Here is a 26,456-nt window from a genome sequence, read left to right as displayed (position 1 = left end):
AATATAGCATGGCAACAATTCGTAACCCCTTATTGTACAATAGCTTTCCTGCATTTTTGCCCTCTTTTTGTTGCTTTCCCCATGTCCAAACTCTGGCAAGCCCGTTTTTTCACTACCGTTAACCATCTGCGCGACCTGCCGCGTACGACGGTGCCAGAGATCGCCTTTGCGGGCCGTTCCAATGCTGGCAAATCGACCGCGATCAATATCCTGTGCAACCAGAAAGGGCTGGCTTTCGCCTCCAAGACCCCGGGCCGCACCCAGCACATCAACTTCTTCTCGGTCGGCGGCGCCCACGTCGCGATGCACCGCCACGACCCGGTCAAGATGGATGAAATCCAGTGCCTGATCGCCGATCTGCCGGGCTACGGCTATGCGGAAGTGTCGGGTGACGCCAAGAACCACTGGCAGCGCCTGCTGGGCGACTATGTGCAGCAGCGCGAACAACTGGCAGCCCTGGTGCTGATGATGGATGCGCGCCGCCCGTTCACCGAGCTCGACGTGCAAATGATCGAATGGTTCGGCCCGACCGGCAAGCCGATCCACTGCATCCTGACCAAGGCCGACAAGCTCAACCGCAATGAATCCATCAATGTGCTGCGCCAGGCAAAAGCCAAGCTCGACAGCTACGTCGATGAAGACGGCGAAGGGTTCCCCTTCACCGTGCAACTGTTTTCCGCGCTGAAGCGCATCGGCATCGAGGAAGCGACCGCCAAGATCGAAGAGCTGGCCGGCCTCGCCGAAGGCAGCCAAGCGCCCAATCCTGATGAAAGCGAAGAATGATCACTCCTGATTTTCCAGCCATCCGCATGCGCCGCATGCGCCGCGACCCGTTTTCGCGCGCCCTGATGCGCGAGAACACCGTCACCGTTGACGACCTGATCTACCCGGTCTTCGTGGTGGAAGGCGCCAACCGCCGCGATGCGGTGAGCACCATGCCGGGCGTGGACCGCATCTCGATCGACAACCTGCTGAAGGTGGCCGAAGAATGCGTGAAGCTGGGCATCCCTGTACTGTCGCTGTTCCCGAATATCGATCCGTCGCTGAAGACCAATGATGGCGTGGAAGCCACCAATCCGGAAGGCCTGATCCCGCGCGCGGTGCGCGAGCTGAAAAAGAATTTCCCTGAGCTGGGCATCATGACCGACGTGGCGCTGGACCCGTACACCAGCCACGGCCAGGACGGCACCGTCGATGAAAAGGGCTCGATCCTGAACGACGAGACCACCGAGATGCTGGTGCGCCAGGCATTGACACAGGCCGAGGCCGGCGTCGACATCGTCGGCCCGTCCGACATGATGGACGGCCGCATCGGCGTGATGCGCAAGGCACTGGAAGAGCAGGGCCTGATCCACACCCGTATCATGGCTTACTCGGCGAAGTACGCTTCCGCCTTCTACGGCCCGTTCCGCGATGCGGTCGGCTCCGCGGCAGCCCTGGGCAAGGCCGACAAGTTCACCTACCAGATGGACCCGGCCAACACCGACGAAGCCCTGCGCGAAGTCGCGCTGGATATCGCCGAAGGCGCCGACATGGTGATGGTCAAGCCAGGCATGCCCTACCTGGACATCGTGCGCCGCGTGAAAGACGAGTTCAAGGTGCCGACCTACGCCTACCAGGTGTCGGGCGAATACGCCATGCTGAAGGCTGCTGCGCTGAACGGCTGGCTCGATCACGACAAGGTGATGATGGAATCGATGATGGCGTTCAAGCGCGCCGGCGCCGACGGTGTGCTGACCTACTTCGCGCTCGATATTGCCCGCAAGCTCAAGGGGCTGTAACAGCAAGGGCCGCTCACAGCGGCCCTTTTCAATTAAATGGGGTACGTCCCCATTTTTCAGGCGGGCATGTGGTGTGCGCTGTCGTGGCGGTTCTTCAGCACTTGCGGTGCCAGCGAGCCGGCGATCATGCCGACGAAAGCCGCCAGCAAGCCGGCCAGCTGGCCAGGGAAGCTGGCCGCCAGCTCTTCGCCGCCGATCTGCGGGAAGAAGATGACCCAGGTGGCAATGCCGAAAGCGACCGACAGGATGGCGCCCTGCGTGGTTGCACGTTTCCAGTACAGGCCCATCAGCAGCGGCACGAAGGCGGCCACCAGGGTCACCTGGTAGGCGGTCGACACCAGCTCGTAGATCGAGGTACCCTTCATGGCGATTGCGTACGCCAAGACGGTCGCCGCGAACACCACGATGGTGGCGCGCATCGCGAACAGCTGCTGCTTGTCGGACATGCCGGGACGCAGGTTCTTCAGGATGTTCTCGGTAAAGCTGGTCGACGGCGCCAGCAAGGTCGCCGACGAAGTCGACTTGATCGCCGACAGCAGCGCGCCGAAGAACAGGATCTGCATTAGCAGCGGCATCTTGGTCAGCACGAAGGTAGGCAACAGACGCTGGTAATCGTTCTTGGCCATTTCCAGGCCGCCCTCCCCCATCACGATCACGGCGCAGGCCACGGTGAACATCGGCACGGCGGCGAACACGATATAGCTGGCGCCGCCGATCACGGCGCCGGTACGGGCAGTCGGCGCATCCTTGGCCGACATCACGCGCTGGAACACGTCCTGCTGCGGAATCGAGCCCAGCATCATGGTCACGGCCGCGCCGACAAAGAAGGCGATATCGGTGAAGCTGGCTGGCGGCAGGAAGTTCCACAAGTCCTTTTCGGTCGCCATCGCAAACACCTTGCCGGTGCCGCCGGCCAGGTCGGCCGAGAAGATGGCGATGATGGACAGACCCACGACCAGCACGATCATCTGGATGAAGTCGGTCCAGGCCACGGCCAGGAAGCCGCCGATCACCACATAGACCAGTACGGCCAGGGTGCCGACAATCATGCCGGCCGTTTCCGACATGGCGCCGTTGGTCAGCACGGTAAATACCAGGCCCAGGGCGGTAATCTGCGCCGCTACCCAGCCGAGGTAGGAAATGATGATGGCAATCGAGCAGAACACTTCAATGCCCTTGCCGTAGCGCTGGCGGTAGAAATCGCCGATGGTCAGCAGGTTGAGCTTGTAGAGGCGGGCCGCGAAGAACATGCCGACCAGGATCAGGCAGGTGCCCGCGCCGAACGGGTCTTCCACGATGGCGTTCAGGCCGCCCTGCACGAACTTGGCAGGGATGCCCATCACGGTTTCCGCGCCAAACCAGGTCGCGAATGTTGTCGTGATCACCATGATCAGGGGCAGGCTGCGGCCGGCCACCGCGAAGTCGGTCGTATTCTTGATGCGGGTACCAGCCCATGCGCCGAGGGCCAGGGTGCCCAGCAGGTACAGCACAACAAAGGAAATCAGGGTGATGTTCATCGCGGCGAAAACTCCGGCTCCAATCGGCAAATTTCGCGATTATAGCTGCAAGAACTTCGGCTGAATCAAGAAATTGGCGCTTTTTACATATCGCCCTGACAATCTACAACACCTTGGCGGCCAGCAGTCCGCCGCGCCCCGGCGGCACGCGCTTGCGCCAGTTCCCGCTCAAAAGCGATGGCGCTGGCCACGATCGGCAACACCGCCATTGCCTAGCGCAGCTTGCCGTAATTTGGCCAGAACTCGAGCAGCAGGAAAGCCTGCAGTTCCTTTTCGTCTTCCTTGCGTGCGCTCATTGGCACGTTGCGGCCGAGGCGGTGCGATTCCCAGATGAAGTCGCCCGGCTTTTCCTTGCGGATCATCTCGATCATCTTCTTGACGATGGCCGTCTCGATATCCTTTTCCGCGCCCTGGTCAACGTGGACCTGTTGCTGCCACTGGCGCTTGAAGTTGCTGCTGAAGCCGCGGAACTTGATGTCGGCGCCATTGAAGGTCTGGTTGACGATCTGGAACACGCCGCCGGTATCGTTGCGTTCGCCATTCGCGTTGCGTCCCTGGGCGCCCATGATGTTGGCCAGGGCGCGCGCCTTGCCGGTAGCGCCGGCATCTTCTTCCTGGGCCGGCTGCGGCGCGTCGCCCTGGCGCGCACGGCGGCGCTGTTCGATCAGGGCGGCCATGTCGGGCGCGGTATCGGGCACCGGCGTCAGCTTGGCCTGTTCGGGCGGCACGATTTTTTCCTGCGGCTTGATCACTTCGGTGATCGCGTTCTTGTTCGGCGGCAGGTAGGCGCGCGCCGCGCGCGGGGTTTCCTTGGCCGGTTTCGGCTTTGCCTTCGGCTGCGGCTTGGGCTGCGGGGCCGGTTTGCCCGGGGTGATATAGACCATTTCGCCCGCCTTGGGCGGTGGGGTCAGGTCGACCTTTTCCTTGGGCTTGATGAAATAGATGAGCACCACCAGCACATGCAGCCCGATGGTAAAGGCGATCCCCCAGCGGTTAGGCTTGCTTGCACCATATTCGGGCACCTTATCCTGCGGCCACGGCTGGCCACAGGTCGGGCAGGTATGCCCGTCGTGGGCCGCAAGTTCGGCATGGGAATGGGTGTATTGGTGCAAGATAATGGCTTTTTACTGAAGGTGCTGGGGTGGCAGCTTACCGACTTTCGCCCTTGACGAATGTTACAGGTTGTAAGCGCCGCCCCGCATATTATCAGTGTTTGGCCGCTTTGAAGGCCCTGAGCTCGAGCGGCTGCGCGGCTTCCGTTGCAGAACCGTCATCCAGGTCCGCATCTTTCATGGGACCGCTGCCGGAATACTTGTCCAGGAACAGGTAGATTACCGGTGTTATATAAAGGGTAATGACCTGCGAGAAGACCAGGCCGCCGATCACCGCCAGGCCCAGCGGCTGGCGCAGCTCGGCGCCGGCGCCCAGGCCAAGGGCGATCGGCAAGGCGCCCATCAGGGCCGCCAAGGTGGTCATCATGATCGGGCGGAAGCGCAGGATGCAGGCTTCGCGGATCGCATCCTGCGGCGCCTTGCCCTCCTCCCGCTGCGCCACCAGGGCGAAGTCGATCATCATGATGGCGTTCTTCTTCACGATACCGATCAGCATCAGAATGCCGATGATGGCGATCATGGTCAGGTCCATCTTGAACATCCACAGCGTGAGCAGCGCCCCCACGGCGGCCGAGGGCAGGCCGGCCAGGATGGTCAGCGGGTGGATATAACTTTCATACAGCACACCCAGCAGCACGTAGATCACGCCCAATGCCGCCACGATCAGGATCAGCTGGCTGCTCTGCGAATCCTGGAACACCGCCGCATCGCCGCCATAACTGGTAATGATCGAGGCCGGCAAGCCCATCTGCAGGCCCATCTTTTCGATCTTGGCAGTGGCATTGCCGAGAGGCACGTCCGGCGCCAGGTTGAAGGAAATCGTGATGGCTTGCAGCTGGCCCTGGTGGTTGACCGAGGTCGGCCCCACGGTACGTTCGACGCTGGCAAAGCTGGCGAGCTGCACCAGCTGGCCGCTGCTGTTGCGCACCGACAGCTTGGTCAGCGCGTCGTCGAACTGGCGGTCTTCGGTGGCGGCCTCCAGGATCACGAAGTAGCTGGCCGCCGAGGAGTAGATGGTCGATACCTGGCGCTCGCCGAAAGCCAGGTAGAGCGCGGTGCGCACATCGGCCAGCTTGACGCCCAGCATATTGGCCTTGTCGCGGTCGATCTTCAGTTGCGCCTGCAGGCCCCGGTTCTGCGAATCGCTGGTCACATCGCGGAAATCGGTATCGGCGCGCATCTGGTCGAGGAACTTGCCGGCCCAGTCATTCAGCGCATCCGGGCTGACCGATTGCAGCGTGTACTGGTAGCGGCTCTTCGACGGCCGGCCGCCGAGCTGCAGGTTCTGCACCGGGCTCAGGTAGACCTGGATGCCGGCGATCTGCTTCGTCGCCTTGCGCAGGCTATCCAGCACTTCGGGCATTTTCTTGCGTTCCGAGCGCGGTTTCAGCACCAGGAACATGCGGCCGGTATTGCCGCCGCCGGTGAATGAGGTCACGTCCTTGACGTTCGGGTCGGCCTGGATGGCTGCGGCCACTTTTTCCTGCAGCTCCAGCATGGCGGAGGTGGAAATATCTTCCGACGCCTCGGTATTCACGCGGATCTGGCCCAGGTCCTCCTCAGGGAAGAAGCCCTTCGGGATCGCGATGTAGAGCCAGGCGGTCAGCGCGAAGGTGCCAAAGGCGATGCCCAGCACCACGAAGCGGTGGTGCAAGGCCAGGTCCAGCGTGCGCGCATACGCATCGCGCGTGGCATGGAAGGCGCGCTCGAAGTGGCGGCCGATGAAGGTATCGTCGCCCGACGTTTCGTGCGCATCGGCCGGCATGAAGCGCGAAGCGAGCATTGGCACCAGGGTCAGCGAAACGATCGCCGACACCAGCACCGACAGGCCGACCACCACCGCGAACTCGTGGAACATCAGGCCCATCACGCCCGGCATGAAGAAGATCGGGATGAACACCGCCACCAGCGAAATCGAAATCGACACGATGGTGAAGCCCATCTCTTTCGAGCCAACCAGGGCCGCCTGCAAGGGCTTCTTGCCCAGCTCGATATGGCGCACGATGTTCTCCAGCACCACGATCGCATCGTCGACCACCAGGCCGACCGCCAGCGTGATGCCGAGCAGGGAGACGTTGTCCAGGCTGTAGCCCAGCGCATACAGCAGCGACAATGCGCCAAGCAGCGAGATCGGCATCGTAACGGCCGGGATGAAGGTGGCAGCGAGGCGGCGCAGGAACAGGAAGATCACCAGCACCACCAGCACCACGGTCAGCGCCAGCGTCAGGTTCACGTCGTGGATCGCTTCGCGGATCGAAACCGAACGGTCGTTGACCAGGTTGATCGAGACCGATTCCGGCAACTGGGCGCGGAAGCGCGGCAGCAGCTTGCGCACCGCATCGACCACCTGCACGGTGTTGGCGTCCGGCTGGCGTTGCACCAGCAGCACGATGGCGCGTTCGCCGTTATAGCTGCCGGCCGCCTTGATCGACTGGTAGCTGTCTTCCACCGTTGCCACTTCCTTCAGGCGCACCGGCTGGCCGTTGCGGGTGGCGATGATCAGGTCGGCAAAATCGGCCGCGCGCATCAGCTGCGCATTGCCCTGGATGGTCAGGGTCTGGCTTGGGCCATCGATGGTGCCGAGCGGGGTGTTGGCGTTGGCGGCCTTGATGGCAGCCTGCAGCTCGTCCAGCGTCAGGTTGCGCGAGTTCATCAGGTCCGGCTTGGCGCGCACGCGTACGGCAAAGCGTTTCTGGCCATTGACCGAGACCTGGGCCACGCCGGGCAAGGTGGACAAGTTGGGCGCCACCAGGTTTTCCGCGTAATCGTTGAGCTCCGACAGGCTCAGCGACGGCGAGGTCATGGTGGCGAACAGCACCGGCGCGTCGGCCGGATTGACCTTGCGGTAAGACGGCAGGTCCGTCATTTCCTGCGGCAGCGAGCGTTGGGCGCGCAGCAGCGCCGCCTGCACGTCGACCGCCGCTTCATTGACGTTGATCGACGGATCGAATTCCAGCGTCAGCGAGGTATTGCCGAGCGTGCTGGTGGAAGTGATCATCGACAGGCCGCCGATGGTCGAGAACTGTTTTTCCAGCGGCAGCGCGACCGACGATGCCATGGTTTCCGGCGATGCGCCCGGCAGGTCGGCGCTGACATTGATGACCGGGGTGTTGTAGCTCGGCAGTGCTGCGACGGGGATGTGGACATAGGCCAGCACGCCGGCCAGGATCAGGCTCAGCGAGAGCAGCACCACCATGACGGGGCGCCGGATACTCAGCTCGGAAAGGTTCATTCTGCCTTACCCTTCTTGTGGGCCTTGCCGGTGTGGGCGACTGCAGGTTCGGCGAGGCGCACTTTGCCGCCCGGGCGCAGGTTCTGCTTGCCTTCGACGATGATCTTTTCATCGCCGTTCAGGCCGCTGACAGCGGCCAGGGCGCCGAAGCCGTGGATGCGTTGTACATTGACCACCCTGGCCGTCTGGTCAGGTGCAACGGTGTACACAAAGGTGCCTTTGGTATTGGTAATAATAGCGTTCTGCGGGACAACCAGGGCGTCTTTCAGCGTGGCCACCGTCAGCCGCGTGTTGACGTACTGGCCCGGCCACAGGCGGGTGTCGGCATTGTCGAACACGGCCTTGACGCGGATCACGCCGGCCACCGGGTCGACGGTATTGTCGACAAAGCTGAGCTGGCCGTTGATCGGCTTGTCCGAATTGTTCTGGAAGGCTTGCACCGCCACCTTGCCGGCGCGCTGGGCATCGAGCAGGGCCGCCAGGCTCGATTCCGGCACGGTGAAGGCGACGTTGATCGGGTTGAGCTGGGTCACCGTGGTCAGCGACGTGCTGAGCTGCACCAGGCTGCCCGGGTAGACATTGATGGCGCCGACACGGCCGCTCAGCGGCGAGCGGATCTGGGTGAAGCTCTGGTCGACCTTGCTGGCGCGGGCCACGGCGATATCGGCTTGCAGCGTGGCGCGGCTCGATTCCACCTGGCTCTTCAGGGTATCGACCGCGCTCTGGGCCAGGAAGTTCTGGGCGCGCAGTTCCTGCGCCCGCTTGTACTGGCGCTCCAGGTCGGCCAGGGTGGCGCGGTCTTTCGCCACCTGCGCATCGGCCTTCTCGACATTGGCGGCCTCGGTGCGGGCGTCGAGCGAGAACATCAGCTCGTCCTGCTTCACGAACTGGCCTTCTTTCACATGCACCTTGACGATGGTGCTGGTGGTTTGCGGGTGCAGGTCGACAGTAGAAATCGGGCTCACGGTGCCGTTGGCCGACAGCGCGACCGGCACGTCCTGGCGCTGCGGCGCCACCACATTGACCGTGGTCGGCCCCTGTTCGCCCCGTCCCTTGCCGCCACTGCCTTGCACTTGCGCGGCGCCCTGCCCGGCCGGGTCCTTGCTCGCATACCAGGCGCCGCCGCCCATCGCCACGGCCAGGCCCACCACTACTGCCAAAGTTTTCTTCTTCATGTGAGGTCTAACTACTTTCCTGCATAAAATTCCGGGAACACGAGGGTGGCTTCCAGGCCGCCGCTCGCGTGGTTGGCCAGGCTCAGGCTGGCGCCATGCTGTTCAGCGATATTGCGCGCAATCGTCAGGCCGAGGCCGGTGCCGCCGGAGGACCGGTTGCGCGAGGTTTCCAGGCGGTAGAACGGTTCGAACACCTGGGCCAGTTGGCCGGCCGGGATGCCCGGGCCTTCGTCGCGGATGCGCACGCGCGCGGCGCCGGCTTCCCGTTCCACCGTGACATGGGCGCGCTGGCCGTACTTGACGGCGTTGTCGATCAGGTTCACCAGGCAGCGCCGGATGTCGAGCGGGCGCCCCATCAAGTCCATGGCTGCGCGGCCCTTCAGGTCCACTTCCTGGCCGGCATCGACGGCATCGGCGCAAACGCTGTCCAGCAGGGCGTCGAGGTCGACGCGCTGCATCGCTTCGGTGGTGTCCATGCTGCGCGCCAGGTCCAGCCCTTCCTTCACCATTTGCTGCATGGCCGACAGGTCTTCCAGCAGCTTGCCCTGCAGTTCAGGGTCTTGCACTTTTTCCAGGCGCAGGCGCATGCGGGTCAGCGGGGTCTGCAGGTCGTGCGTGATGGCGGCCAGCATTTCGGTGCGCTGGGCGATGTGCTGGCGGATGCGCGCCTGCATGGCGTTGAAGGCGGCCGAGGCGGTGCGGATTTCCGTCGCGCCGCCCAGCTTGATCGGCGCATGGTTGATGTCGTTACCGAGGTTCTTGGCGGCCACGGCCAGTTTTTTCAGCGGACCCATCGTCATGCGGGCCACCAGGTAGGCCAGCACGGCAATGCTGAGCAGGAAGGGAGCAAAAGCGGCATATTCATTGGTGCCTGTCGGCGCCGGCTGGCGCGGCGGCAGGATGGACAATTTCAGGTGCTGGCCGTCGGGCATGGTCACAGCCAGCGATTCACAGGTGCCGCGCCAGGTGCCGGTGCCGGCGCCGAACACGGAGAAAGCGGTATAGGCGGGCGTTGGGCGCTCGCAGGCATCCGGACGCTCGAGCAGCGATTGCAGGACGTAGTCCTTGCCGAGGCGGTTGGCCAGGGTGGCGCCGAACTCGCTCATTTCGCGATTGATGCCGCTCAGGTCGCCCAGTACCTCGAGCTTGATCGCTCCCATGCTGGCCACGCGCAGGTATTGGTTGCGCGATTCGGGCAGCACCACGACGGCGGTTGAAATGATTTGCTCGGCACGCTCGAGGGCAAAGAAATCGCGGTAGCGCTGCAGGGTGCGCTGGCGTTCATTGACGGCAAGGTACTGGGTCAGCGCGGCAGAGGCAAGGATGCCCAGCATCAGGACCAGGAAGACCCGGCCCGTCATGCCCCTGAAAAACGCTTTCATCAGTCAGGCTCCACGGCCACCGTACCTGCCAGCACGTAACCGCCATTGCGCACCGTTTTGATGATTTGCGGCAGGCGCGCATCTTCGCCCAGCTTCTGGCGCAGGCGGCTGATCTGGATATCGATCGAGCGGTCAAACGGATCGGCATCGCGGCCCTGGGTCAGGTTCAGCAACTGGTCGCGGTTCAGCACGCGGTTCGGGTGCTCGAGGAAGACCTTGAGCAAGCGGAATTCGGCGCCGGACAGCATGATGACCGTGCCCTGCGGGTTGACCAGGTGGCGCGCGGTCAGGTCCAGCACCCAGTTTGAAAAGCGGATGCGGCTGGCTTTCTCGACGCCGCTGGCAGCCGTGCTGGTGCTTCGGCGCAGCACGCTGCGGATGCGGGCCAGCAGCTCGCGCGGTTCGAAGGGTTTCGGCAGGTAATCGTCAGCGCCCATCTCCAGGCCGAGAATGCGGTCGAGCGGCTCGCTGCGGGCCGTCAGCATGATGACTGGCAGGGTCGAGTGGGCGCGCAGCTTGCGGCACAGGGTCAGGCCATCTTCACCCGGCAGGTTCAGGTCCAGCACGATCAGGTCGGGCTTGGTGTTGTCGAGCAGCTTCCACATGGCAGCGCCGTCGCCGGCGCCATGGGTGCGGTAACCGTTGGTCTCCAGGTAATCCTGCAGCAGGGTGCGGATATCGCGGTCGTCATCGACGATGAGGATAGTGGCGGCATTTTCCATGCATCCAATTATCCCTTGCAATGCCGACTGCGGGTAGACAGTTTGTATCGCCATGTTTAGATATTGCTTGTCGAAACATGACGTTACAAAACTCCGCCATCAGTCCTGGATGATGGTCCAGGTGCCCTTACCGACAGCCGAAACGCTCCAGGTACCACGCATCTGCTGCAGGCTATCAAGCTTACCGGTGAACCACGGGAGGTCATTGCCGGCACTTGCCGCCGTGATCCACAGCCCGCCGTAAGCGTTTACTTTGCCAGTGACGTTGAATGCCACGTTGTTGCCGAAGCAGCCGCCACTGATGTCGCCCTCCCAGTCGATCGCCAAGGTGCAAGTACCCGCCACGTTCTGGCCAAGCGCAGTGCCTTCAAGACGGCCTTTCCAGTTGCCGATGAAGCGCAGCACGGTGTCCGATTATCGTGCCAGCTTTTGCTTGGAATAGCTCCCCAGCACTTCGGTCTGCACCACGGACCGCTTGCTACCGCTGGCCTTGTTGGTCACTGTCGCGCTAGTGACGCATTTGACATCGATCCCCAGTTCAGGCTCCCACCAGCAAGTGCGGTCGGAGACCTTGTGGAAGTTCCCATCTTCAAGCGTTTCGTTGCGGCTCATTTTGTGGGTCGTAAAGCTTCCTGCCGGCACGGTGACCTGCTCAATGGCGAAAACATTGCCCTGCAATGTGATCGCAGTTTGCGTCGCAGGGTGAAGCGAACATTTGTCCTCCACGACGCCGGTGTGCTGCCAACTCATGCCGACTGCCATGGTAGATTGGCGCCGCCATATGGAAAGGCCGATCCGCTGTCTGGGCGCACGCGCCGAAGCTGGAGCGGAGCCAACGGCCAAGGCTGTCAAAATCCGCCGAAGACGTGCTCGATCCACAGACCAGGGCGTCATCCGGGCCATTGGCGTAATCGTTCAAGTAGTCGGCCGTTGCTGCGCCATCGGCTCCCACGCTGCGGAAATATTTGGTGTTGTAATCGTAGGACTCGGCGCCGGAATCCTGCTCACGCGTCGAACGCTCCCAAGTGAAATAGCCGCCCACAGTTGCGCTGGCTGCCACATAGGTCTTGGAGCCGACTGGCAACTGGGCCGAATCGTTTCCGCTGCCCGAGCCGCCCCGCCGCCACATCCGGCGATCATCCCGGCTACTGCCATTCCCAGCCAACCATTACGCATGCAATCCTCACGGCCACCGTTAAACGAAAAACCAACAACATTGCCGTAATGCAATCAAAGTGCAACAACTGGATACAAAGTGCTTGCTCCGGGACACTTCGCCGAAACAGGAAAAATGGAAGATGCTTCCATGTGCAGTGCGAGTGCACATTTTCATAAATTTATTTCTGAAGGGATTAATGATGAAAACCTTGCATAAAGCATTCGTCATCGGCGCAGCGGTTCTGGGCCTTGGCGCGGCGTCTTTGCCGGCCATCGCGCAAGAGGCTGCGCAGCATCACTATGCGGCTACCAAGTTCGATCCGGTAAAGATGCAGGAGCGTATGGATGCGCGCGCCAAGCGCATGCATGAAACGCTGAAGATTACCCCGGCCCAGGAAGGGGCATGGCAGGCTTATTTGTCGGCGCTGAAGTCGAATATGCCGCAGCGCGGCCAGTTCGATCGCGCCTCGTTCAAGAATATGCCGGCGCCGGAACGCATGGAAAAGCGGATTGAAATGGCGAAGGCCCGCGTGGCCCGCATGGAAAGCAACCTGGCAGCGACGAAAACTTTTTACGCGGCGCTGACGCCGGAGCAGCAAAAAATCTTTGACGAGAAAGGCGGCCGTTTCGGCCATCGCCATCATCGGCGCATGATGCACCATCACGGCTAAAGAAAATGGGCGCACACGGCGCCCATTTCTTTAGTTCAGCTTTTGCAGCGACCGCAGGAATTTCTCGGTATTCTGGAACCCAATGACCCGCGAATCGGGAATTTCCTGCCCTGCGGCGTTGAACATGATAATGCCGGGCGGGCCGAATAAGGTGAAGCGCTGCAGCATGGCTTTATCGGCCTCATTATTTTCCGTCACGTCCACTTGCAGCAGGATCGTGTTGGCCAGTTTCTGCTGGACCACCGGGTCGACAAAGGTCAGCTTCTCCATTTCCTTGCACGACACGCACCAGTCGGCGTAGAAGTCCAGCAGCACGGTCTTGCCACCGGTCTGCGCCAGCACAGCATCCAGCTCGGCCACCGTCTTGATGCGGGTGAATTGCAGGTGGCGGTCAGCGCGGCCGGCCAGCCTTTCGATCGGGTGCAGCGGATCGGCGCTGCCGGTCGCCAGTCCGGCAACCTGGACCAGGCCGAAGACCGCAAAGAAGGCTGCGATCACCTTGGGCAGCCAGCTGCCGCGCTCATGGGTCAGCAGGAAAAAGGCGTAACCCACGCCCAGGATGGCCCAGCCGATCATCTGCAGCTTGCCCGGCAATACGGGCGCAACCAGCCACAGGGCCATTGCCAGCATCAGCACACCGAAGAAGCGTTTCACGGCCTGCATCCAGATCCCGGCGCGTGGCACCAGAGCGCCGGCCGAGATGCCGACCAGCAACAGAGGAATGCTCATGCCAACTGCCATCGAGAACAGCGCGCTGCCGCCGACCACCACGTCGCGGGTCTGGCTGATGTACACCAGGGCACCGGCCAGCGGAGCTGCGACGCAGGGGCCGACAATCAGGGCCGAGATGGCGCCCATGGCGAACACGCCGGCCAGCTTGCCGCCCGACTGGCGGTTTGAGGCTCCGGCCAGCCGCGATTGCATCGAGGCTGGCATCTGCAGGTCATAGACGCCGAACATGGAAAGGGCCATGCCCGCCATCAGCAGGCCAAAGGCGCCCAGCACCCAGGGGTTTTGCAACGCTGCCGAAAGGCCCTGGCCGATCAGGCCGGCCGCAACGCCAAGCGCGGTGTACACGATCGCCATGCCAAGCGAGTAGCTGACCGACAGCACCAAGCCGCGCGAGCGATTGCCGGAAGAGCCGTCGCCAACGATGATCGAGGACAGGATCGGGACCATCGGCAGCACACAGGGCGTGAATGACAGGCCCAGGCCCAGCAGGATGAACAGCGGCGCGATGACCAGCAGGCTGCCGCCCTTCAAGGCCGATTCGATCTTGCCCATTTCGCTTTCGCCTGCCGCCGCGCCGACCGGCATGGCGCCGCCGTCGCCAGCCGCGGCCGGGCCGCCCACGACCGCGCCCGCCGGCGCTAGGTCAACACCCGCCAGCGAGACGGCGCCCGGCACGCTTTGCGCACCCGTTGCGGCCTCCTGCCTTGCGCCGATACCGAACACGCCGCCGCTGTTCGAGACGCTGCCGCCAACCACCATCAGGCGCGCCGACGACTCCATCGGCGAATAGCACAGGCCCTTGTCCGAGCAGCCCTGGCTGGTGGCCTTGAGGGTAAACGGCCCGGGTGCCTGCACCGGGATCACGATCGTCACCTGGTGGCGGTAGGTCTCCACGTTCTTGGCAAAGGTTTCATCGTATTTCACCTTGCCCGGCGGGATTTGCGGCTCGCCCAATGTGGCGCCATCGGCAACGAACTTGAAGCGTTCGCGGTACATGTAGTAGCCGTCGGCGATCTCATAGGTCACCGCGATGGCTTTGCCCTCCACCACCTTGGCGGAAAATTTGAAGGCAACTTGCGGATCGAGGAATTCTTCGCTGGCCCGCGCCGCGCCGGCAAACAGGAGAACAAGGAGCGAGAGCGCGGCAAACAGCCACGCCTTGAATGAGGACGCTGGTCGGTGCATGGTCTTGAACGGTGAATCGATCGGGCACGCCCATGGTACACCGGGCGGCTTAACGCTGCTTTAAGCTGCTTTCAGCGGGGCAGAAAAAAAGCCGGGCAATGCCCGGCTTTTCAATAAACCTGACTGAGATTACTCAGCGGTTGGTGCCTCGTCAGCGGAGCTGACTTCTGGACGGTCCACCAGCTCAATGAAAGCCATTGGCGCGTTGTCGCCATGACGGAAACCCATTTTCAGGATACGCAGGTAGCCGCCGTTGCGGTTGGCGTAGCGTGGGCCCAGTTCAGCGAACAGCTTCAGAACCATCTCGCGGTCGCGCAGACGGGAGAAAGCCAGACGCTTGTTGGCCAGGGTGTCGGTCTTGCCCAGGGTCAGGATTGGTTCCACAACGCGACGCAGTTCCTTGGCCTTTGGCAAGGTGGTCTTGATCGCTTCGTGACGCAGCAGCGAAACAGTCATGTTGCGCAGCATTGCCAGACGGTGGGACGAGGTACGGTTCAGTTTACGGAGGCCGTGACGGTGACGCATGGTACTTCCTTTCGATAATGTTTAAATCCGAGATCTTCGATCGCCTTGGCAAGCCGTGGCGCGGTCCGGTTATCAAGTTAAAACGTCTACTGCACAACGCAGCGGACGGGTACTGCAAATCAGTTGGTGACAGGGCAGAACATCGCTGCGCGATGTCCAGCACTGTCACCCAATCTGTCAGTTATTACTTCTCCAGGCCGGCAGGCGGCCAGTTTTCCAGCTTCATGCCCAAGGTCAGGCCGCGCGATGCCAGCACTTCCTTGATTTCGTTCAGCGACTTGCGGCCCAGGTTCGGGGTCTTCAGCAGCTCGTTTTCGGTGCGCTGGATCAGGTCGCCGATGTAGTAGATGTTTTCTGCCTTCAGGCAGTTGGCCGAACGCACGGTCAGTTCCAGGTCGTCCACTGGACGCAGCAGGATCGGATCGACCATTGGCGCGCGGGATGGCGCTTCAGCGGTGGTTTCGGTGCCTTCCAGGGCAGCAAACACGTTCAGCTGGTCGACCAGCACGCGGGCCGACTGGCGGATCGCTTCTTCCGGGGTGATCACGCCATTGGTTTCAATGTTGATGATCAGCTTGTCCAGGTCGGTACGCTGTTCCACACGTGCCGATTCGACAGCGTAGGAAACGCGGCGCACTGGCGAGAACGAAGCGTCCAGGATGATGCGGCCGATGGTCTTGTTGGCGTCTTCCGACAGGCGGCGCACGTTGCCAGGAACGTAGCCGCGGCCTTTTTCGACCTTGATCTGCATGTCCAGCTTGCCGCCAGCGGTCAGGTTGGCGATCACGTGGTCCGGGTTGATCAGTTCCACGTCGTGTGGCAGGTCGATGTCCGACGCCATCACTGGGCCTTCGCCTTCCTTCTTCAGGGTCAGGGTCACGGAGTCACGGTTGTGCACCTTGAACACGACGCCCTTCAGGTTCAGCAGCAGGTCCACCACGTCTTCCTGCACGCCGTCCAGCGAGGAGTACTCGTGAACGACACCGGCGATGGTGACTTCGGTCGGCGCAAAGCCGGTCATCGAAGACAGCAGCACGCGGCGCAGCGCGTTGCCCAGAGTGTGGCCGTAGCCGCGCTCGAATGGCTCCATCACGACTTTGGCGTGACCGTGGCCCAGGGCTTCAACATCGATAATACGTGGTTTCAACAAGCTATTTTGCATGTAAATGTCCTTTTCATTACCCTCGGCTCGTTACACCGATAAGGCTGATGGCATTAAATGGAAAAGGCGGGACCGCGTCCCGCCTTGGTACAGCACCCGAGATTAACGGGAATACAGTTCGACGATCAGCGATTCGTTGACGTCGGCAGCGATTTCGTTGCGCTCTGGCAGGGACTTGAAGGTACCTTCCATTTTCTTGGAGTCGACCGACACCCAAGCCGGCATGCCGACTTGTTCAGCCAGCGACAGGGCTTCAACGATACGGGTCTGCTTCTTCGACTTTTCGCGCACGGCGATCACGTCGCCGGTCTTCACGTTGTACGAAGGAATGTTCACCACGTTGCCGTTCACGGTGAAGGCTTTGTGGGAAACCAGCTGACGCGCTTCAGCGCGGGTCGAGCCGAAGCCCATGCGGTAAGCAACGTTGTCCAGGCGGGATTCCAGCAGGGACAGCAGGGTTTCGCCGGTTGGGCCCTTGCGGCGCTCAGCTTCAGCGAAATAGCGGCGGAACTGGCGTTCCAGCACGCCGTACATACGCTTGACCTTCTGCTTTTCGCGCAGCTGGTTGCCGTAGTCGGAGGTGCGGGCGCCGGATTTCACGCCGTGCTGGCCTGGCTTGACGTCCAGTTTGCACTTGGAATCCAGGGAGCGGCGTGCGCTCTTCAGGAACAGGTCGGTGCCTTCACGGCGGGACAGTTTTGCTTTTGGTCCGATATAACGTGCCACGGTAATTTCCTTTGAATGATAAATGACGCCCCAGCCGCATCGGAATGCGGTTAGGCGCTAGCCTGGCTCACTTTCAGCGCAGGCGGTGGCTCAACATTGCCAGTCCAGCCACAAAAAGCGGCGCGGAAAGGCAAAAATAGCCGGACAGTATAACCGTTTCCGGTTCACTGTTCCAGCGATTTTGACTTCAGAAGACGGTGGCCGGCCCACACCGAACCGGCCAATGTCAGACTGATATTAGATACGACGACGCTTTGGAGGACGGCAGCCGTTGTGCGGCACTGGGGTCACGTCCTGGATCTCGGTGATCTTGATGCCCAGGTTGTTCAGTGCGCGAACAGCGGATTCGCGGCCAGGACCAGGGCCCTTGATGCGCACTTCCAGGTTCTTCACGCCGCATTCCTGCGCCACTTTACCAGCGGCTTCAGCAGCAACCTGCGCTGCGAACGGGGTCGACTTGCGCGAACCCTTGAAGCCGGCACCACCGGAGGTCGCCCACGACAGAGCGTTGCCCTGGCGGTCGGTGATGGTGATGATGGTGTTGTTGAAGGAAGCGTGAACGTGTGCGATACCTTCAGCGACGTTCTTCTTGACTTTCTTGCGTACGCGAGCGGCTGCTGCGGAGCTTTGTTGCTTAGCCATAGTAGTTCCCTAGATTATTTCTTCAGCGATTGAGCGGCTTTGCGCGGGCCCTTGCGGGTACGTGCATTGGTGCGGGTGCGCTGACCGCGGACCGGCAGGCCCTTACGGTGACGCAGACCACGGTAGCAGCCCAGGTCCATCAGACGCTTGATGTTCATCGACAGTTCGCGGCGCAGGTCGCCTTCCACGATGAACTTGCCGATTTCTTCACGCAGCTTTTCCAGTTCGCTGTCGTCCAGGTCCTTGACCTTCTTGTTGGTTGCAACGCCGGCTTGTGCGCAGATGAACTGCGAACGAGGACGGCCGATACCGTAGATCTCGGTCAGGCCGATAACGGTGTGCTTATGATTTGGGATGTTAACCCCTGCAATACGTGCCATTCGTTATTCCCTCGAATTAACCTTGACGCTGCTTGTGACGAGCTTCCACGCAGATTACGCGGACCACGCCCTTGCGCTTGATGATCTTGCAGTTGCGGCAGATGCGCTTAACTGAAGCGTTAACTTTCATGATTGCACTCTCTTATGTTCGAAATTGCTTAATTAATTACTTTGTCCGGAACACAATACGGGCCCGGCTCAGGTCGTACGGCGTCAATTCAACCGTGACCTTGTCGCCAGGGAGAATGCGGATGTAGTTCATGCGCATTTTACCCGAAATGTGGCCGAGTACCACGTGGCCGTTTTCCAGCTTTACTCGAAAAGTTGCGTTGGGCAAGTTCTCCAGGATCTCGCCCTGCATCTGAATTACGTCGTCTTTTGCCATTTATCGTGTCGGAAGTCCGCCCTTGAAGTTAGCTTTGCGCAGCAGCGATTCATATTGCTGCGACATCACATAGTTTTGCACTTGAGCCATGAAGTCCATGGTCACAACCACAATAATCAACAGCGAAGTACCACCAAAATAGAACGACACCTTCCACTGCGCTTGCATGAATTCCGGCAACAAGCACACGGCGGTAATGTACACGGCGCCCGCCAGGGTCAATCGCATCAGGATCTTGTCGATGTAACGGGCTGTCTGCTCACCGGGACGAATCCCTGGCACAAAGGCCCCGCTCTTCTTCAAGTTGTCCGCAGTCTCCTTGCTGTTGAACACCAGTGCGGTGTAGAAGAAGCAGAAGAATACGATTGCCACAGCGTACAGCAGTGCATGGATTGGCTCACCAGGAGCCATCGACGCAGCCAGATCTTTCAGGAACGCGACCACAGGATTGCTGTTGTCGGCACCTTTCGAAAACCAGTCCACGATGGTAGCCGGGAACAAGATAATCGACGAAGCGAAGATCGGCGGGATTACGCCTGCCATGTTGAGCTTGAGCGGCAGGTGGCTGGTCTGCCCACCGTAGATCTTGTTACCGACCTGACGTTTGGCGTAGTTGACCAGGATCTTGCGCTGCCCACGTTCGACGAACACCACGGCATAGGTGACGGCTGCCACCAGGACCACGATGAGGATCCCCGAGAAAGCGTTGATCTGGTTGTTGCTGACCTGGGTGAACAAACCACCCAAGGCGCTTGGCAGACCTGCCGCAATACCGGCGAAGATGATGATCGAGATGCCGTTACCAAGGCCACGCTCGGTAATCTGCTCGCCCAACCACATCACGAACATGGTGCCGGTCAGCAGCGTCACCACGGTGACGAAGCGGAAGCCCATGCCAGGGTCGATCACCAGGCCTTGCTGGGATTCCAGCGCGACCGCGATGCCGAACGCCTGGAACAGTGCCAGACCGACAGTTGCATAACGGGTGTACTGGGTAATCTTGCGACGCCCCGCTTCCCCTTCTTTTTTCAGCGCCTCCATGGTCGGCGACACGATCGACACCAGCTGCATGATGATCGAGGCCGAAATGTATGGAGTAATGCCCAGGGCAAAGATCGTGAAGCGCGACAGCGCGCCACCCGAGAACATGTTGAACATGCCCAGGATGCCGTTCTGCTGCCCTTCAAACAACCGTGCCAGCTCTACCGGGTTGACACCCGGCACAGGGATGTGTGCACCGATACGGTACACCACCAGAGCGCCCAGCAAAAACCACAGCCGGTTCCATGGGAAGCCGGCGGCGGCGGATTTAGCAAGCTGTTGGTTCGTTGCCAATTTTCGCTCCGATTAAGCTAGCTGACTCAGGCTACCGAGCCGCCAGCTGCTTCGATGGCTGCTTTCGCGCCAGCGGTCACCTTCAGGCCTTTTACGGTCACTGCTTTGGTGATTTCGCCGGAAGCGATCACACGTACGTCGCGTGCCAGAACATTCAGCACGCCGGCCTGTTTCAGCACCAGGATGTCGACTTCACCGACAGCCAGGGCGTTCAGGTCGGACAGACGCACTTCAGCCTTGAAAGTGGCATTCAGGGATTTGAAGCCACGCTTAGGCAGACGACGCTGCAGAGGCATTTGACCGCCTTCGAAGCCGACTTTGTGGAAGCCGCCCGAACGCGATTTCTGACCTTTGTGGCCGCGGCCTGCGGTTTTACCCAGGCCGGAGCCGATACCGCGGCCAACGCGGCGCTTAGCGTGCTTCGCGCCTTCTGCTGGTTGAATGGTATTCAGTTGCATTGTTTTCTCCAGTTCCTAAGGGTCGCTTAGGAAACGACTTTAACGAGGTAGGCGACCTTGTTGATCATGCCGCGCACAGCAGGAGTGTCCTGCAGTTCGCTGACAGAGTTCACACGACGCAGGCCCAGGCCACGCACGGTTGCGCGGTGGTCTTGACGGGTGCCGATCAGGCCCTTCACCAGTTTGACTTTGATAGTGCTCATTGAAGTGCTCCCTATTAACCCAGGATCTCTTCAACCGACTTGCCGCGCTTGGCAGCGATGTCAGCTGGAGTGCTCATTTTGGCCAGGCCGTCCAGGGTGGCGCGCACCAGGTTGTACGGGTTGTTCGAACCGGTGGATTTCGCCACCACGTCGGTCACGCCCATCACCTCGAAGATCGCGCGCATGGCGCCACCAGCGATCACGCCGGTACCTGGCTTGGCTGGCGACATCATCACTTTCGACGCGCCGTGGCGGCCGGTGACGGTGTGCTGCAGGGTGCCGTTCTTCAGAGGAACCTTGATCAGGTTGCGGCGGGCTTCTTCCATTGCCTTCTGCACACCGACTGGAACTTCCTTCGACTTGCCCTTGCCCATGCCGATGCGGCCATCGCCGTCACCCACCACGGTCAGCGCTGCGAAGCCCATGATGCGACCACCCTTGACCACTTTGGTCACGCGGTTGATCGCGATCATTTTTTCGCGCATGCCATCATCCGGCTTATCGGATGCCATTTTTGCTTGCATTTTTGCCATGATCGTACCCTTAGAACTTCAGGCCAGCTTCACGCGCGGCTTCAGCCAGCGCCTTGATGCGGCCGTGGTAACGGAAACCGGAGCGGTCGAAGGCGACTTCGGTGATGCCCGCTTTCAGTGCTTTTTCTGCGACACGCTTGCCAACCAGTGCGGCAGCGGCGGCGTTGCCACCCTTGCCAGACTTGCCAGCCAGCTCGGCGCGCACTTCCGCTTCCACGGTCGAGGCCGAAACCAGAACTTTGGCGTCCGGGCTGATCAGGTTCGCGTAAATGTGCAGGTTGGTGCGGTACACCGACAGGCGGTTCACTTTCAGTTGCGCGATCTTGATGCGAGTTTGACGTCCGCGGCGCAGACGAGATTCTTTTTTGTCCATCGTCAGCCCCTAATTACTTCTTCTTGGTTTCTTTGAGCTTAACCACTTCGTCCACATAGCGGACACCCTTGCCCTTGTAAGGCTCAGGGGAGCGGTAAGCACGCACTTCGGCAGCCACCTGGCCAACCTTTTGGCGATCGACGCCAGAGATGATGATCTCGGTTGGGGTTGGGGTTGCGCACTTCACGCCGGCAGGCATGTCGTGAACGACTGGGTGCGAGAAGCCCAGGGACAGGTTCAGCTTGTCGCCTTGAGCCTGGGCCTTGTAGCCCACGCCGACCAGGGACAGCTTCTTCTCGAAGCCCTTGGTAACGCCCACGACCATGTTGTTGACCAGGGCACGCAGGGTGCCGGACATGGCGTTCGATTCACGGCTGTCATTCACCACGTCGAAGGACAGGGTGCCAGCGTTGTTTTCAACTTTTACCAGGCCGTTCAGGCTCTGGGTCAGGGTGCCCAGCGGGCCCTTGACGGTGATCGCTTGTGCGGAGATGGCAACTTCGGCGCCAGCAGGCACAACGATCGGCATTTTAGCTACACGAGACATTGTGTTACTCCTTAAGCCACGAAGCAGATGACTTCGCCACCAACACCGGTAGCGCGCGCCTTGCGATCGGTCATGACGCCTTTCGGGGTCGACACGATTGCCACGCCCAGGCCGTTCATCACGGTTGGGATCTCATCTTTGCCTTTGTAGATACGCAGGCCTGGACGCGAAACACGTTCCAGACGCTCGATCACAGGACGGCCTACATAATATTTCAAACCGATTTTCAGTTCCGACTTGCCCTCGTTGGTGGACACGGCGAAATCTTCAATGTAACCCTCGTCTTTCAGGACGTTGGCAATCGCAACTTTCACCTTCGACGATGGCATAGCCACGGAGGTCTTTTGCACGGTCTGTGCGTTGCGAATACGGGTCAGCATATCGGCGATAGGATCGCTCATACTCATTGCTTATTCTCCTATTACCAGCTGGCTTTGGTCATACCCGGGATTTCGCCACGCATAGCGAATTCACGGAGCTTGATACGACCCAGGCCGAATTTACGGAAGGTGCCACGTGGGCGACCGGTGACCTGGCAGCGGTTGCGCTGACGGGTTGGAGCCGAGTTACGCGGCAGGGCCTGCAGTTTCAGGCGCGCTTCGTAACGCTCTTCTTCCGACTTGGTCTGGTCATCAATGATGGCCTTCAGAGCGGCGCGCTTGGCAGCAAACTTGGCTACCAGGTCAGCACGCTTCTGTTCACGGTTAATCAGTGCGAGTTTTGCCATGATCGTTTAGTTCCTGAACGGGAATTTAAAGGCGGCGAGCAGCGCTTTGGCTTCGTCGTCGGTCTTCGCGGTGGTGGTGATCGAAATGTTCATACCACGCAGTGCGTCGATCTTGTCGTACTCGATTTCCGGGAAGATGATCTGTTCTTTCACGCCGATGTTGTAGTTACCACGGCCATCGAAGGATTTGCCAGACACACCACGGAAGTCACGCACGCGCGGCAGGGCCACGGTGATCAGACGGTCCAGGAATTCGTACATGCGGGCGCCGCGCAGGGTCACCATGGTACCGATCGGGTAGCCTTCGCGGATCTTGAAACCTGCGATTGCCTTACGGGCCTTGGTCACGACTGGCTTCTGGCCGGCGATCTTGGTCAGGTCGCCAACAGCGTGCTCGATGATTTTCTTGTCAGCCACGGCTTCCGAGAGACCCATGTTCAGGGTGATCTTGGTCAGGCGCGGCACTTCCATCACGGAGGTGTAACCGAATTTACCGGTCAGCTCAGCGACGATCTTGTCTTTGTACAGTTGTTGCAGACGGGCCATTTCTGATTACCCTTTCACTACTTCGCCGTTCGACTTGAAGACGCGGACTTTTTTACCGTCCACTTCCTTGAAGCCTACGCGATCTGCCTTACCGGTCGCAGCGTTGAACAGAGCAACGTTGGACACGTGGATTGGCATGGTCTTGTCAACGATGCCACCTTGAACACCAGTCATCGGGTTCGGCTTAACGGCTTTTTTAGCCACGTTAACGCCGTCTACCACGACGTGCTCAGCGTCTACACGCTGGGTCACTACGCCGCGCTTGCCCTTGTCCTTACCAGTCAGGACGATGACTTCGTCGTTTTTGCGAATCTTATCCATTGTCTGACTCCTTACAGGACTTCCGGTGCCAGGGACACGATCTTCATGAACTTCTCAGTGCGCAGTTCACGCGTCACTGGGCCAAAGATACGGGTACCGATTGGTTCCAGCTTGTTGTTCAGCAGGACAGCGGCATTGCCGTCGAACTTCACCAGCGAACCATCCTGGCGGCGCACACCCTTAGCGGTGCGCACAACCACGGCGTTATAAATTTCACCTTTTTTGACACGGCCGCGAGGCTGAGCCACCTTAACGGTGACCTTGATCACGTCGCCGATGCCAGCGTAACGGCGCTTGGAACCGCCCAACACCTTGATGCACATGACTTCTTTCGCACCGGTGTTGTCGGCTACTTCGAGCCGGCTTTCAGTTTGAATCATAGTTATCTCTTTCCCAACTTAAGCCGAAGAATCCACACAATGCGGACATCGGTCAGTCTTGGTCCCGCCAGCCAACATGGCTGATTGGGTGCTTGATCTTCATACAAGTACTGACCGCTATCGCGTCTACGGAGAGAAACTTTGCGGCGGATACATGGACGAAGCCCGCAAGTATCACACAAAACCTGCGGGCCTGCAAGAACTAATTAAATTGTGGCCGGGAACTCACGCTCCCGGCTTGCAACTTACTTAGACGATTTGTGCAGCTTGCACTACACGGGTCACCGTCCACGCCTTCGTTTTGGAGATCGGACGACCTTCCATGATCTCTACCGTATCACCGGCTTTGACCTGGTTGGTCTCGTCGTGCGCATGGTACTTGGCGCTACGAACGATGATCTTGCCATACAGAGGGTGCTTGACGTGACGTTCGATCAGAACGGTAACGGTCTTGTCCATCTTGTCGGACACGACTTTACCGATCAGAGTACGCTTCAGCTTAACTTGTTCGGTCATTTCGCTTCCTTCGAGTTCATTACCGTTTTCACGCGGGCGATGTCGCGGCGGACCTTCTTCAGCTGCGAGCTGTTGCCCAGCTGCTGGGTAGCAGCTTGCATACGCAGACCGAACTGCGCCTTCAGCAGGTCGTTCAGTTCTTTCTGCAGTGCAGCCTGGTCTTTGCCACGGAGTTCAGATGCTTTCATATTTCACTCCAATTATTGGCCAACCTGGCGCACCACGAAGGTGGTAGCCAGAGGCAGTTTAGCAGCAGCCAGACGGAACGCTTCGCGTGCCAGTTCTTCGCCAACGCCATCCATTTCGTACAGGACTTTGCCTGGACGGATTTCGGCAACGTAGTACTCCGGGTTACCTTTACCGTTACCCATACGGACTTCGGCAGGCTTGTTGGAGATCGGCTTGTCTGGGAAAACACGGATCCAGATACGGCCACCACGCTTGATGTGACGGGTCATTGCACGACGAGCGGACTCGATCTGGCGTGCAGTGATACGGCCACGAGCCACGGCCTTCAGGCCGAACTCACCGAACGACACGTTAGTGCCGGTGGAGTGCGAAATGCCGGTGTTGCGGCCTTTCTGCTCTTTACGATATTTCCTGCGGCTTGGTTGCAGCATGCTTATTCTCCTGCTTTGTCAGCTGCAGCCGGCTTGGCAGCGCGGCGGGCGGCTGGGGCTTTGGCGCCTGGAGCTGGACGGCGGCCAGCTGGCTTACCGTCTTCGCGGCGCGGGCCACGTGGCTTCTTCTCTTCAGCCGGGGTGTCGATGACTGGTGCTTCGCCGGTGGCGGAGCGGTCGCCCTTGTACACCCACACCTTGACACCGATGATGCCGTAGGTGGTGGAAGCTTCGGAGGTACCGTAGTCGATGTCCGCCTTCAGGGTATGCAGAGGCACGCGGCCTTCACGATACCATTCGGTACGGGCGATCTCGATGCCGTTCAGACGGCCGGAGGACATGATCTTGATGCCCTGGGCGCCCAGGCGCATTGCGTTCTGCATGGCGCGCTTCATGGCGCGGCGGAACATAATACGCTTTTCCAGCTGCTGGGAGATCGAGTCAGCGATCAGCTGCGCGTCGATTTCCGGCTTACGGATTTCTTCGATGTTCACGTGCACTGGCACGCCCATGATCTTGGTCAGGGCGGACTTCAGGACTTCGATGTCCTCGCCCTTCTTGCCGATCACGACACCAGGACGCGAGCTGTACACGGTGAAGCGTGCGTTCTTGGCAGGACGCTCGATGACGATGCGGCCTACGGAAGCGTTTTTCAGCTTCTTCTTCAGGAAAGCACGTGCCTTCAGGTCTTCGTTCAGCATCGAAGCGAAGTTACCGTTGGTTGCGTACCAGCGAGATGCCCAGTTACGGGTGACCGCCAGACGGAAACCGGTTGGATGAATTTTCTGACCCATCGCAGCTCCTTAGTTACCGACAGTCACGTAAATGTGACAGGATTGTTTCGAGATACGGTCGCCACGACCTTTAGCGCGTGCAGTGAAGCGCTTCAGGATTGGACCCTTTTCGACGTAGATGGTCTTTACGAACAGTTCGTCGATGTCGGCACCGTCGTTGTGCTCGGCGTTCGCAATGGCGGACTCCAGCACTTTCTTGACGATGAACGCGCCTTTTTTCGGGCTGAACTGCAGGATGTTCAGCGCGGCGTCAACCTTCTTGCCGCGAATCAGGTCAGCGATCAGGCGACCTTTTTGATCCGACAGGCGCACGCCTTTGAGGATAGCTTTAGTTTCCATTATTTCTTAGCCTTTTTGTCAGCAGCGTGGCCCTTGAAGGTACGGGTCAGCGCGAATTCGCCGAGCTTGTGACCAACCATGTTCTCGGAAACGTACACAGGCACGTGCACCTTGCCGTTGTGCACGGCAATGGTCAGACCGATGAAGTCAGGCATGATCGTCGAACGACGGGACCAGGTTTTGATTGGCTTCTTGTCTTTCGACGCTTGCGCGGCTTCGACTTTCTTCACCAGGTGGGCGTCGCAGAACGGCCCTTTTTTCAATGAACGAGTCATGG

The 26,456-nt window shown here is 60.2% G+C and carries 36 protein-coding genes; 3 read left to right on the top strand and 33 right to left on the bottom strand.

Going from position 1 to position 26,456, the window contains the following annotated elements:
- Positions 1-81: 81 nt before the first annotated feature.
- A complete protein-coding gene (gene yihA / locus ACWBU6_RS04220; RefSeq protein WP_452647594.1) occupies positions 82-783 on the top strand; it encodes a ribosome biogenesis GTP-binding protein YihA/YsxC in 702 nt (233 codons plus the stop codon).
- Positions 780-1,781: a porphobilinogen synthase gene (hemB, locus tag ACWBU6_RS04215; RefSeq protein ID WP_452647593.1), complete on the top strand. Its 1,002-nt coding sequence runs from the start codon at positions 780-782 to the stop codon at positions 1,779-1,781. The genes yihA and hemB overlap by 4 nt, the downstream gene beginning before the upstream one ends.
- 56 nt (positions 1,782-1,837) lie before the next feature.
- Here the strand turns inward: hemB and ACWBU6_RS04210 are convergent, their stop codons facing one another.
- From ACWBU6_RS04210 to ACWBU6_RS04175, 8 genes are all read right to left on the bottom strand, one after another.
- A complete protein-coding gene (locus tag ACWBU6_RS04210) occupies positions 1,838-3,298 on the bottom strand; it encodes a sodium:solute symporter family protein (protein WP_452647592.1) in 1,461 nt (486 codons plus the stop codon).
- 212 nt (positions 3,299-3,510) lie between these two features.
- A complete protein-coding gene (locus tag ACWBU6_RS04205) occupies positions 3,511-4,410 on the bottom strand; it encodes a hypothetical protein (RefSeq protein WP_452647591.1) in 900 nt (299 codons plus the stop codon).
- Positions 4,411-4,504: 94 nt separating this feature from the next.
- Positions 4,505-7,642 (bottom strand): efflux RND transporter permease subunit, encoded by a 3,138-nt coding sequence (locus tag ACWBU6_RS04200; RefSeq protein ID WP_452647590.1) that lies wholly within the window; start codon positions 7,640-7,642, stop codon positions 4,505-4,507.
- Complete coding sequence (locus ACWBU6_RS04195; RefSeq protein ID WP_452647589.1) at positions 7,639-8,817, bottom strand: efflux RND transporter periplasmic adaptor subunit; 1,179 nt, start codon at positions 8,815-8,817, stop codon at positions 7,639-7,641. Before ACWBU6_RS04195 ends, ACWBU6_RS04200 begins: the two co-directional genes overlap by 4 nt.
- An 11-nt stretch (positions 8,818-8,828) precedes the next feature.
- The gene (locus tag ACWBU6_RS04190; RefSeq protein WP_452647588.1) at positions 8,829-10,199 is read right to left on the bottom strand and encodes an ATP-binding protein; all 1,371 of its coding nucleotides are present in this window, start codon (positions 10,197-10,199) and stop codon (positions 8,829-8,831) included.
- Positions 10,199-10,921, bottom strand: a complete 723-nt coding sequence (locus ACWBU6_RS04185) for a response regulator (protein ID WP_452647587.1) — start codon at positions 10,919-10,921, stop codon at positions 10,199-10,201. Before ACWBU6_RS04185 ends, ACWBU6_RS04190 begins: the two co-directional genes overlap by 1 nt.
- A gap of 99 nt (positions 10,922-11,020) precedes the next feature.
- Positions 11,021-11,326: a hypothetical protein gene (locus ACWBU6_RS04180; RefSeq protein WP_452647586.1), complete on the bottom strand. Its 306-nt coding sequence runs from the start codon at positions 11,324-11,326 to the stop codon at positions 11,021-11,023.
- Positions 11,327-11,335: 9 nt separating this feature from the next.
- Positions 11,336-11,671 carry a hypothetical protein gene (locus tag ACWBU6_RS04175; protein WP_452647585.1) on the bottom strand — a complete coding sequence of 112 codons (336 nt, stop codon included), beginning with the start codon at positions 11,669-11,671 and terminating at the stop codon, positions 11,336-11,338.
- A 485-nt stretch (positions 11,672-12,156) separates the two neighbouring features.
- On the opposite strand from ACWBU6_RS04175, the gene ACWBU6_RS04170 reads away from it, so the two are divergent.
- The gene (locus ACWBU6_RS04170) at positions 12,157-12,750 is read left to right on the top strand and encodes a Spy/CpxP family protein refolding chaperone (RefSeq protein ID WP_452647584.1); all 594 of its coding nucleotides are present in this window, start codon (positions 12,157-12,159) and stop codon (positions 12,748-12,750) included.
- 30 nt (positions 12,751-12,780) lie between these two features.
- On the opposite strand, the gene dsbD is transcribed toward ACWBU6_RS04170, so the two are convergent.
- The 25 genes from dsbD to rpsS all read right to left on the bottom strand — a co-directional run bounded on the left by dsbD (position 12,781) and on the right by rpsS (position 26,454).
- Entirely contained in the window at positions 12,781-14,667 is a 1,887-nt protein-coding gene (gene dsbD, locus ACWBU6_RS04165; RefSeq protein WP_452647583.1) for a protein-disulfide reductase DsbD, read from the bottom strand.
- A gap of 129 nt (positions 14,668-14,796) precedes the next feature.
- On the bottom strand, positions 14,797-15,192 hold the full coding sequence (gene rplQ / locus ACWBU6_RS04160; RefSeq protein WP_452647582.1) for a 50S ribosomal protein L17: 396 nt from the start codon (positions 15,190-15,192) through the stop codon (positions 14,797-14,799).
- A 184-nt stretch (positions 15,193-15,376) separates the two neighbouring features.
- Positions 15,377-16,354, bottom strand: coding sequence for a DNA-directed RNA polymerase subunit alpha (locus ACWBU6_RS04155; protein WP_130315941.1), 978 nt, complete (start codon positions 16,352-16,354; stop codon positions 15,377-15,379).
- A 102-nt stretch (positions 16,355-16,456) separates the two neighbouring features.
- Entirely contained in the window at positions 16,457-17,080 is a 624-nt protein-coding gene (gene rpsD / locus ACWBU6_RS04150) for a 30S ribosomal protein S4 (RefSeq protein WP_342118631.1), read from the bottom strand.
- 237 nt (positions 17,081-17,317) lie between these two features.
- Positions 17,318-17,722: a 30S ribosomal protein S11 gene (gene rpsK / locus ACWBU6_RS04145; RefSeq protein ID WP_028101645.1), complete on the bottom strand. Its 405-nt coding sequence runs from the start codon at positions 17,720-17,722 to the stop codon at positions 17,318-17,320.
- 14 nt (positions 17,723-17,736) lie between these two features.
- Entirely contained in the window at positions 17,737-18,102 is a 366-nt protein-coding gene (gene rpsM / locus ACWBU6_RS04140; RefSeq protein ID WP_028101646.1) for a 30S ribosomal protein S13, read from the bottom strand.
- Between the two features lie 16 nt (positions 18,103-18,118).
- Positions 18,119-18,232: a 50S ribosomal protein L36 gene (gene rpmJ, locus ACWBU6_RS04135; RefSeq protein ID WP_082507582.1), complete on the bottom strand. Its 114-nt coding sequence runs from the start codon at positions 18,230-18,232 to the stop codon at positions 18,119-18,121.
- Between the two features lie 36 nt (positions 18,233-18,268).
- Positions 18,269-18,487, bottom strand: coding sequence for a translation initiation factor IF-1 (gene infA / locus ACWBU6_RS04130; RefSeq protein WP_005663428.1), 219 nt, complete (start codon positions 18,485-18,487; stop codon positions 18,269-18,271).
- Complete coding sequence (secY, locus tag ACWBU6_RS04125) at positions 18,488-19,822, bottom strand: preprotein translocase subunit SecY (RefSeq protein WP_452647581.1); 1,335 nt, start codon at positions 19,820-19,822, stop codon at positions 18,488-18,490.
- A gap of 26 nt (positions 19,823-19,848) precedes the next feature.
- Positions 19,849-20,280: a 50S ribosomal protein L15 gene (gene rplO / locus ACWBU6_RS04120; RefSeq protein WP_028101648.1), complete on the bottom strand. Its 432-nt coding sequence runs from the start codon at positions 20,278-20,280 to the stop codon at positions 19,849-19,851.
- Positions 20,281-20,306: 26 nt separating this feature from the next.
- Positions 20,307-20,483: a 50S ribosomal protein L30 gene (gene rpmD / locus ACWBU6_RS04115; protein ID WP_035373423.1), complete on the bottom strand. Its 177-nt coding sequence runs from the start codon at positions 20,481-20,483 to the stop codon at positions 20,307-20,309.
- Positions 20,484-20,497: 14 nt separating this feature from the next.
- The gene (gene rpsE, locus ACWBU6_RS04110) at positions 20,498-21,016 is read right to left on the bottom strand and encodes a 30S ribosomal protein S5 (protein ID WP_057264732.1); all 519 of its coding nucleotides are present in this window, start codon (positions 21,014-21,016) and stop codon (positions 20,498-20,500) included.
- Positions 21,017-21,026: 10 nt separating this feature from the next.
- Positions 21,027-21,389, bottom strand: a complete 363-nt coding sequence (gene rplR / locus ACWBU6_RS04105) for a 50S ribosomal protein L18 (protein ID WP_452647580.1) — start codon at positions 21,387-21,389, stop codon at positions 21,027-21,029.
- Positions 21,390-21,402: 13 nt separating this feature from the next.
- Positions 21,403-21,936 carry a 50S ribosomal protein L6 gene (gene rplF / locus ACWBU6_RS04100; RefSeq protein ID WP_130315944.1) on the bottom strand — a complete coding sequence of 178 codons (534 nt, stop codon included), beginning with the start codon at positions 21,934-21,936 and terminating at the stop codon, positions 21,403-21,405.
- Between the two features lie 11 nt (positions 21,937-21,947).
- Positions 21,948-22,343, bottom strand: coding sequence for a 30S ribosomal protein S8 (rpsH, locus tag ACWBU6_RS04095; RefSeq protein WP_130315945.1), 396 nt, complete (start codon positions 22,341-22,343; stop codon positions 21,948-21,950).
- Positions 22,344-22,357: 14 nt separating this feature from the next.
- Positions 22,358-22,663, bottom strand: coding sequence for a 30S ribosomal protein S14 (gene rpsN, locus ACWBU6_RS04090; protein ID WP_055937643.1), 306 nt, complete (start codon positions 22,661-22,663; stop codon positions 22,358-22,360).
- Positions 22,664-22,669: 6 nt separating this feature from the next.
- Positions 22,670-23,209: a 50S ribosomal protein L5 gene (gene rplE / locus ACWBU6_RS04085; RefSeq protein ID WP_028101655.1), complete on the bottom strand. Its 540-nt coding sequence runs from the start codon at positions 23,207-23,209 to the stop codon at positions 22,670-22,672.
- Positions 23,210-23,215: 6 nt separating this feature from the next.
- Positions 23,216-23,530, bottom strand: coding sequence for a 50S ribosomal protein L24 (rplX, locus tag ACWBU6_RS04080; RefSeq protein WP_155452626.1), 315 nt, complete (start codon positions 23,528-23,530; stop codon positions 23,216-23,218).
- Positions 23,531-23,541: 11 nt separating this feature from the next.
- Positions 23,542-23,910, bottom strand: a complete 369-nt coding sequence (gene rplN / locus ACWBU6_RS04075) for a 50S ribosomal protein L14 (RefSeq protein ID WP_028101657.1) — start codon at positions 23,908-23,910, stop codon at positions 23,542-23,544.
- Between the two features lie 249 nt (positions 23,911-24,159).
- Complete coding sequence (gene rpsQ / locus ACWBU6_RS04070) at positions 24,160-24,426, bottom strand: 30S ribosomal protein S17 (protein WP_130315947.1); 267 nt, start codon at positions 24,424-24,426, stop codon at positions 24,160-24,162.
- A complete protein-coding gene (gene rpmC / locus ACWBU6_RS04065) occupies positions 24,423-24,614 on the bottom strand; it encodes a 50S ribosomal protein L29 (protein ID WP_028101659.1) in 192 nt (63 codons plus the stop codon). The genes rpsQ and rpmC overlap by 4 nt, the downstream gene beginning before the upstream one ends.
- A 12-nt stretch (positions 24,615-24,626) precedes the next feature.
- Positions 24,627-25,046, bottom strand: coding sequence for a 50S ribosomal protein L16 (gene rplP, locus ACWBU6_RS04060; protein ID WP_028101660.1), 420 nt, complete (start codon positions 25,044-25,046; stop codon positions 24,627-24,629).
- Between the two features lie 2 nt (positions 25,047-25,048).
- Positions 25,049-25,840 (bottom strand): 30S ribosomal protein S3, encoded by a 792-nt coding sequence (gene rpsC, locus ACWBU6_RS04055; RefSeq protein WP_130315948.1) that lies wholly within the window; start codon positions 25,838-25,840, stop codon positions 25,049-25,051.
- A 9-nt stretch (positions 25,841-25,849) separates the two neighbouring features.
- Positions 25,850-26,182: a 50S ribosomal protein L22 gene (gene rplV, locus ACWBU6_RS04050; RefSeq protein WP_207232949.1), complete on the bottom strand. Its 333-nt coding sequence runs from the start codon at positions 26,180-26,182 to the stop codon at positions 25,850-25,852.
- Positions 26,179-26,454, bottom strand: a complete 276-nt coding sequence (rpsS, locus tag ACWBU6_RS04045; protein ID WP_130315950.1) for a 30S ribosomal protein S19 — start codon at positions 26,452-26,454, stop codon at positions 26,179-26,181. The genes rplV and rpsS overlap by 4 nt, the downstream gene beginning before the upstream one ends.
- Positions 26,455-26,456 lie beyond the last annotated feature (2 nt).

The sequence above is a fragment of the Pseudoduganella sp. HUAS MS19 genome (assembly GCF_053615455.1).
Note: the sequence above shows the minus strand (reverse complement) of the source record. Positions and strands in the feature narration are given on the sequence as shown.

Bases quoted from the DNA above. Each gene is read 5' to 3' on its own strand.
- rpsH (WP_130315945.1), bottom strand. From the start codon at position 22,343: ATGAGTATGAGCGATCCTATCGCCGATATGCTGACCCGTATTCGCAAC.
- rplX (WP_155452626.1), bottom strand. From the start codon at position 23,530: ATGGATAAGATTCGCAAAAACGACGAAGTCATCGTCCTGACTGGTAAG.
- rpmD (WP_035373423.1), bottom strand. From the start codon at position 20,483: ATGAGCACTATCAAAGTCAAACTGGTGAAGGGCCTGATCGGCACCCGT.
- rpsC (WP_130315948.1), bottom strand. From the start codon at position 25,840: ATGGGTCAGAAAATTCATCCAACCGGTTTCCGTCTGGCGGTCACCCGT.
- infA (WP_005663428.1), bottom strand. From the start codon at position 18,487: ATGGCAAAAGACGACGTAATTCAGATGCAGGGCGAGATCCTGGAGAAC.
- rpmC (WP_028101659.1), bottom strand. From the start codon at position 24,614: ATGAAAGCATCTGAACTCCGTGGCAAAGACCAGGCTGCACTGCAGAAA.
- ACWBU6_RS04185 (WP_452647587.1), bottom strand. From the start codon at position 10,921: ATGGAAAATGCCGCCACTATCCTCATCGTCGATGACGACCGCGATATC.
- rplP (WP_028101660.1), bottom strand. From the start codon at position 25,046: ATGCTGCAACCAAGCCGCAGGAAATATCGTAAAGAGCAGAAAGGCCGC.
- rplF (WP_130315944.1), bottom strand. From the start codon at position 21,936: ATGTCTCGTGTAGCTAAAATGCCGATCGTTGTGCCTGCTGGCGCCGAA.
- rpmJ (WP_082507582.1), bottom strand. From the start codon at position 18,232: ATGAAAGTTAACGCTTCAGTTAAGCGCATCTGCCGCAACTGCAAGATC.
- ACWBU6_RS04190 (WP_452647588.1), bottom strand. From the start codon at position 10,199: ATGAAAGCGTTTTTCAGGGGCATGACGGGCCGGGTCTTCCTGGTCCTG.
- ACWBU6_RS04210 (WP_452647592.1), bottom strand. From the start codon at position 3,298: ATGAACATCACCCTGATTTCCTTTGTTGTGCTGTACCTGCTGGGCACC.
- ACWBU6_RS04175 (WP_452647585.1), bottom strand. From the start codon at position 11,671: ATGAGTTGGCAGCACACCGGCGTCGTGGAGGACAAATGTTCGCTTCAC.
- rplN (WP_028101657.1), bottom strand. From the start codon at position 23,910: ATGATTCAAACTGAAAGCCGGCTCGAAGTAGCCGACAACACCGGTGCG.
- ACWBU6_RS04200 (WP_452647590.1), bottom strand. From the start codon at position 7,642: ATGAACCTTTCCGAGCTGAGTATCCGGCGCCCCGTCATGGTGGTGCTG.
- rplQ (WP_452647582.1), bottom strand. From the start codon at position 15,192: ATGCGTCACCGTCACGGCCTCCGTAAACTGAACCGTACCTCGTCCCAC.
- ACWBU6_RS04155 (WP_130315941.1), bottom strand. From the start codon at position 16,354: ATGCAAAATAGCTTGTTGAAACCACGTATTATCGATGTTGAAGCCCTG.
- rpsS (WP_130315950.1), bottom strand. From the start codon at position 26,454: ATGACTCGTTCATTGAAAAAAGGGCCGTTCTGCGACGCCCACCTGGTG.
- hemB (WP_452647593.1), top strand. From the start codon at position 780: ATGATCACTCCTGATTTTCCAGCCATCCGCATGCGCCGCATGCGCCGC.
- rpsE (WP_057264732.1), bottom strand. From the start codon at position 21,016: ATGGCAAAAATGCAAGCAAAAATGGCATCCGATAAGCCGGATGATGGC.
- rpsN (WP_055937643.1), bottom strand. From the start codon at position 22,663: ATGGCAAAACTCGCACTGATTAACCGTGAACAGAAGCGTGCTGACCTG.
- rplE (WP_028101655.1), bottom strand. From the start codon at position 23,209: ATGGCCCGTCTGCAACAACTGTACAAAGACAAGATCGTCGCTGAGCTG.
- ACWBU6_RS04195 (WP_452647589.1), bottom strand. From the start codon at position 8,817: ATGAAGAAGAAAACTTTGGCAGTAGTGGTGGGCCTGGCCGTGGCGATG.
- dsbD (WP_452647583.1), bottom strand. From the start codon at position 14,667: ATGCACCGACCAGCGTCCTCATTCAAGGCGTGGCTGTTTGCCGCGCTC.
- rpsQ (WP_130315947.1), bottom strand. From the start codon at position 24,426: ATGACCGAACAAGTTAAGCTGAAGCGTACTCTGATCGGTAAAGTCGTG.
- rplO (WP_028101648.1), bottom strand. From the start codon at position 20,280: ATGCAACTGAATACCATTCAACCAGCAGAAGGCGCGAAGCACGCTAAG.
- rplR (WP_452647580.1), bottom strand. From the start codon at position 21,389: ATGGACAAAAAAGAATCTCGTCTGCGCCGCGGACGTCAAACTCGCATC.
- rpsK (WP_028101645.1), bottom strand. From the start codon at position 17,722: ATGGCTAAGCAACAAAGCTCCGCAGCAGCCGCTCGCGTACGCAAGAAA.
- rpsM (WP_028101646.1), bottom strand. From the start codon at position 18,102: ATGGCACGTATTGCAGGGGTTAACATCCCAAATCATAAGCACACCGTT.
- yihA (WP_452647594.1), top strand. From the start codon at position 82: ATGTCCAAACTCTGGCAAGCCCGTTTTTTCACTACCGTTAACCATCTG.